We start from the raw sequence: 8,086 nt of genomic DNA, 5'->3' as shown, positions 1-8,086 counted from the left end.
TGCCGGGAGAACTGCAGGGGGTGGACGTGTGGTTTGACGGCGAGCGGCTCGAGGTGCTCAAAAGCAAGCGGATCCCCACCCGCCACACCCACGGCACCGGCTGCACCCTCTCGGCAGCCATTGCGGCGCAACTGGCTTGGGGGAAGGATCCTCTGACGGCAACGCTGCTGGCCAAGGCCTATGTTACCGAAGCCCTGCGGCATCCTTTGGCCATTGGGGCCGGTCAGGGACCGGTGGGTCACTTCTACCCCCTTCTTGCCTCCTCTAGCTCCGACTAAAGCAGCGTCCGCACGTCCACCACTTTGCCGCTCACTGCTGCTGCCGCCACCATGGCCGGGCTCATGAGCAGAGTGCGCCCTGTGGGGGATCCCTGGCGGCCCTTAAAGTTGCGGTTGGAGGAAGAGGCGCTAATCTGCCGCCCTACCAAGCGGTCTGGGTTCATAGCCAAGCACATGGAGCAGCCGGGATCCCGCCACTCAAACCCTGCTGCCTCAAAGATTTCCCGCAAGCCTTCCTGTTCAGCCTCCTGCTTGACCCGCTCGGAGCCAGGGACCACAAACGCTTTCACTCCAGGCGCTACCCGCCGGCCTTTGGCAACCTTGGCTGCCTCCCGCAAATCGCTCAAGCGGCCATTGGTGCAGCTGCCAATAAAGCAGACATCTACCGGCGTGCCTACAATGGGATCCCCTGGTCGCAAGCCCATGTAGGCGTAGGCTTCCCTAGCCAGTTCCCGCTCACTTTCTGGCAACTCCTCGGGAGCCGGGATCCGCTCGTCCACCCCAATGTTTTGGCCGGGGGTAATCCCCCAGGTAACCGTGGGAGCAATCTCGGAGGCCTGAAACACCACCACGTCGTCATAGACAGCGTCGGGGTCGCTGGCTAGGCTTTGCCACCAGGCCACAGCCTCTTCCCAATCGGATCCCTGAGGAGCAAACTCCCGCCCCCGCAAATACTCAAAGGTCACGGCATCGGGATTGACATAGCCGCAGCGGGCTCCCCCTTCGATGGACATGTTGCAGAGGGTCATGCGTTCTTCCATGCTCATCGCCTCGACAGTACTGCCGCCGTACTCGTAGGCGTAGCCCACCCCGCCTTTGACCCCCAGCTTGCGGATGATGTGCAGGATCACATCCTTGGCGTAAACCCCCGGCCCCAACGTGCCCTGCACCTCGATGCGGCGCACCTTGAGCTTGGACAAGGCCAGAGTTTGGGTGGCCAGCACGTCCCGCACCTGGCTGGTGCCGATGCCAAAGGCAATGGCTCCAAAGGCGCCGTGGGTAGAAGTGTGGCTATCGCCGCAGGCAATGGTCATCCCCGGCTGCGTCAGCCCCAGCTCCGGCGCTATCACATGCACGATCCCCTGCCGGCCGGAGCCGCTGTTGTAGAAGCGGATGCCGTATTGGCGACAGTTGCGCTCTAGCTCCTGGATCATCTCCTCCGCCAAGGGATCCGCAAAAGGTCGCGTCCGGTTGTCGGTGGGGATGATGTGATCGACCGTCGCCACCGTCCGCTCTGGAAAAAGAACTGGCAGATTGCGCTCCCGCAGCATGGCAAAAGCCTGGGGGCTGGTGACCTCGTGGATGAGGTGTAGCCCAATGAACAACTGCGTCTGCCCTGAGGGCAAGATCCGCACCGTATGGGCGTCCCAGACTTTGTCAAACAACGTCCTCTCGCTCATCTTCTTCTCAGGCCCGCAGCCAAGCTAATTTTTAGTCTGAACTACAGAGCTTTAATGTTCCACCGGTTATCAGGGCCTGTTTCCTGGCTAGGCTAGCTAGCAATTCTAGGGGGATCGAGAGGGTGGGGATCCGGCTCCAGCAGAATGCCGGTGGGAGCAAACTGGGTTACCCAGAAGTCCACCTCCGGAAAGCGGCGGCGCAGGCTCTCGCAGGCTTGAGCAGCCCCCTCCAGGCTGGCCATGAGCCCAAACACTGTCGGCCCCGAGCCCGACATCAGGGATCCCAACGCCCCTACCTCCAGCAAGGCCTGGCGCAATTTTCCCACGATAGCGTACTCGGCCAAAACTGGCTGCTCCAGGTCGTTGCGTAAACTGCGGGCCAAGGCCAGCAGATCCCGACGCTCCAGAGCAGCGAGGACTTGGGGCAAGGTCGACAGAGAGGATCCCGCAGAAGGCAAGGAAGCGGCACGGTGAGCGCGAAAGGCTTGATAGGCCCAGGCAGTGGAGATCCCAAGGCGCTTGGGCTTGGCCAACAGCAGGGGGATCCCTTCCCAGTCGGCCAGCGGCTGTAAAACTTCTCCCCGTCCTGTGGCTAGCTGGGTGCCCCCCTGCACGCAAAAGGGAATGTCGGATCCCAAGCGGGCCGCCAAGTGCTGCAGTTCTCTGACCGTCAGGCCCAAGCCCCAGAGCTGGTTCAACCCCACCAGAACTGCCGCTGCATCGGCTGAGCCGCCTGCCAAGCCCGCCGCCACGGGGATCTGCTTCTCGATGTGGATCTCCACCCCCAGATTGGTCTGGCACTCCTTTTGCAGCAGCTCAGCCGCGCGGTAGGCCAGGTTGCGGGCATCTGCCGGCACTTCCGGGTGGTTACAGATTAGGTGGATCCCGTGGGGGCGGCGCTGGAGACGCACGCGATCCGCCAAAGCGATGCTCTGCAGGATCATGGCCACCTCGGAATAGCCATCGGGGCGGGATCCGAGGATCTCTAGGTAAAGATTGATCTTGGCGCGGGCGACCAGGGTACAGGCTTGCATGGGAAAAAGCGAACAACATTTTCAACTCCCCTCAGCCCGTCCAGAGACTCGCTGGGGAGCTCTTCCAGCTTATCCCTGGCGGTGACCCGAGCTGGGGCCAGGGGGCCAGCTATTTTTTGCGGCAGCTATCTAGAACTGATAGAGTTTTGGCACCGCTCTGCCTCTTCCCCCTCCCATGAGCAAGCCCAAGGTCGGTATCCTCTACAACGACGCCAAGCCTGCCGCTAAACGCAGCAGCGAAATCCTTTCCCGCTGGTTTCAGGAGCAGGGGTGGGAAGTCTGTGTGGCCCCCAATTGGGGCGGCGTCCTCGGCTACGCCAAGCTTGACAGTCCCGTCTGCTTGACCAAGGTGGACAGCCTGGCCCCCGCCGGCTTTGACGAGAGCATGAAGTTTGCCGTAGTGCTGGGGGGAGACGGCACCGTTTTGGCAGCAGCCCGGCAACTGGCTCCCAAAGGGATCCCCTTGCTGGCCGTGAACACTGGCCACTTGGGCTTTCTGACGGAGACCTACCTAACCCACCTAGAAGAGGCGGCCAAGGCAGCCATTGCCGGCGAGTACATTCTGGATCGCCGTAGCATGTTGCTGGTGCAGGCCTACCGCGGCAACGAATTGCGCTGGGAAGTGCTTAGCCTCAACGAGATGGTGCTCCACCGCGAGCCTTTGACCAGCATGTGCCACTTTGAAGTCACCATTGGGGAGCACTCCCCTCTGGATGTGGCCGCCGACGGCATTATCCTAGCCACCCCCACCGGTTCTACCGCCTACGCCCTTTCTGCAGGAGGACCGGTCATCACTCCCAGCCTGCCGGTGTTGCAGTTGATCCCTATCTGTCCCCACTCGATGGCCTCACGGGCTCTGGTCTTTCCCGATTCGGAAGAGGTGTGGATCAGCCCCGCTAGCCCTCAGCCGCTGGTTTTGGTAGCGGACGGCAATGCTGGCTGCTACATCCTGCCAGAAGACCAAATTCGCGTTGTCCGCGCCCCCTACTGCACAGACCTGATTCGCCTACGCCGACCGGAGTTCTTCCGGGTCATGCGTGAGAAATTGGGCTGGGGCCTGACCTATGCTTCTAAGCCTACCTCGGTAGAGCTGCCCTAGCTTTCGCTTACTGCCTCTTAAGCTGCAGCTCGCCGCCCAACCACGGCGTAGAAAGGATCCCTGCCCCCTCCGGCCAGAAAGGCAAGCCAACTCAGGGGAGCAGGCCGCTGGATGACTTCGACGATCTCAAACCCTGGCACTGCCTCGAAATAGCGCTTGACCAGCTCCACCCGCTCTGCTTCCGAGCTGTCTCGCCAGGCTTGGATTGCCTTCTGGAAAAACATGCGGTTGGAGAAGCTGACAATGAAGAAGCCCTGGGGCTTAAGGATGCGATGCACCTCGGCAAACACTTGCTCCGGCTGCTGCAGGTATTGCACCGAAACCGCGTTCAGCACGGCATCAAAAGTGCAGTCCGGGAAAGGCAGGAGTGGGTTTTGGTTGAGGTTCTGGACGAAGAAATGGTTAAGCCGAGGGTTAGCCGCCAGTTCTTCAGCATTCATCCCGTGCCCTTCCACATGGGCAAAATCCATCTCCGGCGGCAAATGGGAAACCCAACTGCTCATTAGGTCGAGAATGCGGGTCTGGGGCTGCAAGTAGCGGCGGTAGAGATCCGTGAGCTGGCCGATGAAGCCAGCATCTACATGGGTTACGAAGCGGGGGTAGCTGTAGAAGAGGGCATCGTCGCTGGGATCCAACTTGGAGCGCTGCCAATCTTCAAGAACTGCCATGGCCAAAATCTCCAACGTCCTCCGAAAAGGAGCCAGGTAGCAGGACAAAAGGAGAAGTCTGCTTCTTGCCATTGACTTTGAAAGGCACAAGACCAACTCGGCTTCCCCGAGCCAGTCCCAAAGCCCCTCAGGCCAAGCCCTTGCGCAGCACCCCCTGCACCAGCAGCACTGACACCACCACAAACCCCGTCAAGAGCCCCAGGGATCCCGCTAGGGTGAGATTGCCCCAGGGAGCCTGTAGCACCACATCGGCAAAGCTCCAGGTGCTGGTGCGGTAGACGTGGCGAATTGGCTCGATGGCAAAGGTGAGCGGGTTAAGGCTGGCCACCCAGCGCAGCCAGGTGGGCATGAAGCTGAAGGGAGCCAAAGCCGTGCTGGAGAAGATCAAAGGCAAGTTGACCAGAAAGATAAAAGCCAGCAACTGCTGGTGCCCCGGCATGGCAAAGGCTAGGCCCAAGCTCAAGGCGGTAAAGCCCAAGACCAACAGGCCCACGATCAAGGCCACCACCGCCAAGCCCCGCACGTCTGGGATCCCGCCGCCGAGGACGTAGTCTGCCCCCACGATTGCCGCCGTCTGCAGCAGCGCCACGCTGACGATGAACAGGCTGGAGGCCAGCACAATGGAAAAGCGAGAGGTGAGGGGAGCCACCAGCAGTCGGTTTAAAAATCCGAACTCCCGGTCGAAAATCACCGGCACCCCCGCATTCAAAGCCCCGCCAAAGGCCGTAAACACGATCACGCCTGCTCCCAAAAACTGGGTGTAGTTTTGCCCGGCCCCAAAAATAGGGGCATTCTGAAACAAGGCTCCAAACAAAATCAACCAGAGCAGCGGCTGGACGATGCCGACTACCAGGGTTACGGGGCGGCGCTGCAGTTGGATAAACAAGCGGCGGGTGAGGGCAAAAGTTTCCTGCCAAAATTCTGCTGTCAAAAGGGGAATTGGGCTGGATTGAATTGGGGAAGCAGCAGAGGTCATACGAAGGCTCCTGCAAACTTGGTAAGGATTGGGAATCAGGGAAAAACTACTTTTTCTTGCCTAAGTTGGACTCGAAAGCTGCCAGCTCTGCATCCAGGAGGGTTTGCCCGGTTGCCGCCAAATACACGTCGTCCAGGCTGGGGCGAGATTGGGTACTGCTGAAGACCTCCAGCCCGTGGGCCTCAAGGTGGGCGCGGATCTGGCTGAGGGGATCCTCCCCATTCCGCTGCACCACCAAGTTGAGGGCATTGCCCTGGGCGCTGTTGATCACCACCTTTTGGACAAAGGGCAGAGAGGCCAGCAGTTCGGCACCCCGCTGGGCCAGTTCTGGCGGGGCAAACTCCTGCAGCTTGACGGTGATGCGCTCGCCGCCGACGCGGGCTTTCAGCTCTTCTGGGGTTCCTTCGGCAATCAGCTTGCCGCGGTCGATGATGGCCACCCGGTCAGCCAATAGATCGATCTCTTCCAGGTAATGGCTGCTGAGCACCACCGTGACGCCGGTGTTTCTAAGCTGGCGCAGAAAGTCCCAGATGGCCTGCCGGCTGGGGATATCCAGGCCCACCGTGGGCTCGTCCAAAACCAGCACCTGGGGCTGGTGGAGCAGCCCTGCCGCCAGATCTAGGCGTTTGCGCAGACCGCTGGAGTAGGTGCCGATGCGTTGGTCGGCACGGTCGGCCAGCCCCAGCAATTCAAGGACGGTGGCAATCCGCTCTCGGGCCAAGGACCGCGGCAGGTGGTAGAGGTCGGCCTGCAACTGCAGCAATTCTCGCCCCGTCAGCACCTTATCCAAAGCCACCTCCTGGGCAACAAAGCCCAGCTTTTCGCGTACCGCCCTGGGGTTTTCGTTGACCGGGATCCCGCACACCTCGATCCGGCCCGCGTCAGGGCGCAGCAGGGTGCACAGGCAGTGCAGAGTGGTGGTTTTGCCGGCGCCGTTGGGGCCAAGAATGCCGTAGATCTGGCCGGGCTCTACTTGGAAGGAGACATCCGCCACAGCCACCGTGGAGCCGTAGCGCTTCTGGAGGTGTTGAACCAAGACCGCAGGGGTATTTGACATGGGCATCCACCTTTCGCTCCCTCTAGGCTAGCAAGCTGCATAAGAAACCGAGCCTAGGGCTCTCCTCTAGTCCTTGATTCACTGGACAATGAGGACTCGGTCCCGCTGACGCGAGCGCCACTGCGTGGCGTAACGAACTTTCTGCCTTGACGTGGATTAGCTGCGCTAGTAGACTTGCAGGTGCATCTTTATCTGGCAGGCACTTTGCCTAGGCTAAAGTAGGCTCCGTCTTTAGCCTGTGTGCTCGATCAAGAGCAAGGAGCAACTACCTGCAGCTCGCGGGGAAGTCACGCCTGCGGAGATCCCTCTGGCGGGGTAGTAGGTGTTAAGCCTACCACTAGCTACGGGTCGTGGAAGCAGGAAGAAAGCCTCAACCTGGATCAAAAGTCCGCTTTTGTCCGGGGTTGTATAAGTCTTTCAGAGCGGTATAGTGGTACAGGCCATTGGGCAGGTTGCGGGCGGCAAACCCTTGCCAACTGTTGTGGAGATGAAGGCTGAAGCCAAAGCTTGCCTGCCGGCCTGGAAAGACCGAGCTTTCCCCAGAAAGGGGGGATCTGGTGCAGCCTTTGTAGCTTTAGTAGCCTTTGCCCTCGGCCTAGTCGGCTGCGGGGAGGCAACAACTCCGCCTAGCCCGCTAGAAAACGTCTTTTTGCGGGCCGATGACTTTGAAATTACGGGGGGATCCCCAACAGCAGGCGCGGTGGGGCCTTACCTCCAGTTCAACGTGCGGCGGCGGCGGGACAACCAGATCTTGAATCGCCCTTTTAACGTCTATGTGGAGAACGCAGGGCTGGCGGAAGGGCGACCTCCTCTAGTCGATAACCAAAACCGCCCCATCTTACTCCAGCGCTCAGTGGCCTTTTTGGGCAATGGCCTGGATCTAAACAGGGATGGCCAGCCGGATCCACCTCCCCAGGATCCCCCTAGCCTTGACAGCGGCCCCTTGCTGCCCTACGCGCCCCCCAACAACTGGCAAAGCCGGGCCGTCCTCGCCTACGTCCCTGGCCAGGCCAACATCCCTGGACGTGGCCCCAGTGACCGCTTCGGCTTCTACTTTTCTTCCATCCTGCCCTACAGGGGGCAGCTTCGCTTTCGCATCCGCGACGAGCTGGGCAATGCCCCTGCCCGCCTCTTTGAGATTACTTATCCCCCAGCACCCAGCCGGGCCAATGTCACTGTCACCTTGACCAACGTCAGCGCCAGCGCCCAGGAACCCGTGCTCATTGCCATCTGCAACCAGTTGGGAGCTGCTGCCGTGGTGGGCTTGCGGAGCGGCACCTTTACCGAGCTAGTGGATCTTTTGCCAGCCCCCGGTCTGCCGCTGGAGCCCAGCTTGAGTGAGCCCATCCGCTACGTGGCCGAGGCCTATCAGTTCAACCGCGAGCGAGCTGTTATCCGCGTCTCCCAGAATCCTGAGGATCCCAGCCGGATGAGCGTTCCTCTCTTGGGATCCGAGGGCGCGACCGGGCGGGCCGACCTAACGATGGTGAGCGCTAGTGGGGATCGCCTCACCTGCTTTAACGAGCAGCTCTCTAATCTGCGAAATGTATTTCCCGACTTCTTTAGGTAAAAAA

8 protein-coding genes are annotated in these 8,086 nt (G+C 60.6%); 3 read left to right on the top strand and 5 right to left on the bottom strand.

All coding sequences use genetic code 11. The annotated features are described in order from the left end of the window. A partial coding sequence (locus NW806_RS08580) for a bifunctional hydroxymethylpyrimidine kinase/phosphomethylpyrimidine kinase (protein ID WP_414410785.1) occupies positions 1-278 on the top strand: 278 nt, incomplete at its 5' end. Here the strand turns inward: NW806_RS08580 and leuC are convergent. Further along, the gene (leuC, locus tag NW806_RS08575; RefSeq protein WP_414410784.1) at positions 275-1,678 is read right to left on the bottom strand and encodes a 3-isopropylmalate dehydratase large subunit; all 1,404 of its coding nucleotides are present in this window, start codon (positions 1,676-1,678) and stop codon (positions 275-277) included. The two genes, NW806_RS08580 and leuC, sit on opposite strands and share 4 nt — an antisense overlap. A gap of 92 nt (positions 1,679-1,770) precedes the next feature. Beyond that, complete coding sequence (gene ispE, locus NW806_RS08570) at positions 1,771-2,712, bottom strand: 4-(cytidine 5'-diphospho)-2-C-methyl-D-erythritol kinase (RefSeq protein WP_414410783.1); 942 nt, start codon at positions 2,710-2,712, stop codon at positions 1,771-1,773. A 175-nt stretch (positions 2,713-2,887) separates the two neighbouring features. On the opposite strand from ispE, the gene NW806_RS08565 reads away from it, so the two are divergent. After that, positions 2,888-3,811 (top strand): NAD(+) kinase, encoded by a 924-nt coding sequence (locus NW806_RS08565; RefSeq protein WP_414410782.1) that lies wholly within the window; start codon positions 2,888-2,890, stop codon positions 3,809-3,811. 17 nt (positions 3,812-3,828) lie between these two features. Here NW806_RS08565 and NW806_RS08560 read toward each other — a convergent pair whose 3' ends face one another. The 3 genes from NW806_RS08560 to NW806_RS08550 all read right to left on the bottom strand — a co-directional run bounded on the left by NW806_RS08560 (position 3,829) and on the right by NW806_RS08550 (position 6,518). Next, positions 3,829-4,479 carry a class I SAM-dependent methyltransferase gene (locus NW806_RS08560; protein ID WP_414410781.1) on the bottom strand — a complete coding sequence of 217 codons (651 nt, stop codon included), beginning with the start codon at positions 4,477-4,479 and terminating at the stop codon, positions 3,829-3,831. Between the two features lie 127 nt (positions 4,480-4,606). Beyond that, the gene (locus NW806_RS08555) at positions 4,607-5,455 is read right to left on the bottom strand and encodes an ABC transporter permease (RefSeq protein WP_414410780.1); all 849 of its coding nucleotides are present in this window, start codon (positions 5,453-5,455) and stop codon (positions 4,607-4,609) included. 46 nt (positions 5,456-5,501) lie between these two features. Continuing rightward, positions 5,502-6,518, bottom strand: a complete 1,017-nt coding sequence (locus NW806_RS08550; RefSeq protein ID WP_414410779.1) for an ATP-binding cassette domain-containing protein — start codon at positions 6,516-6,518, stop codon at positions 5,502-5,504. A gap of 424 nt (positions 6,519-6,942) precedes the next feature. On the opposite strand from NW806_RS08550, the gene NW806_RS08545 reads away from it, so the two are divergent. Then, complete coding sequence (locus tag NW806_RS08545; protein WP_414410778.1) at positions 6,943-8,082, top strand: hypothetical protein; 1,140 nt, start codon at positions 6,943-6,945, stop codon at positions 8,080-8,082. The last annotated feature ends 4 nt before the right edge of the window (positions 8,083-8,086 follow it).

The organism is Synechococcus sp. W65.1, from assembly GCF_047461615.1.
Taxonomy (GTDB): Bacteria; Cyanobacteriota; Cyanobacteriia; order Thermostichales; family Thermostichaceae; genus Thermostichus.
The sequence above is the reverse complement of the archived record's forward strand: the minus strand, read 5'-3'. Positions and strand labels throughout refer to the sequence as shown.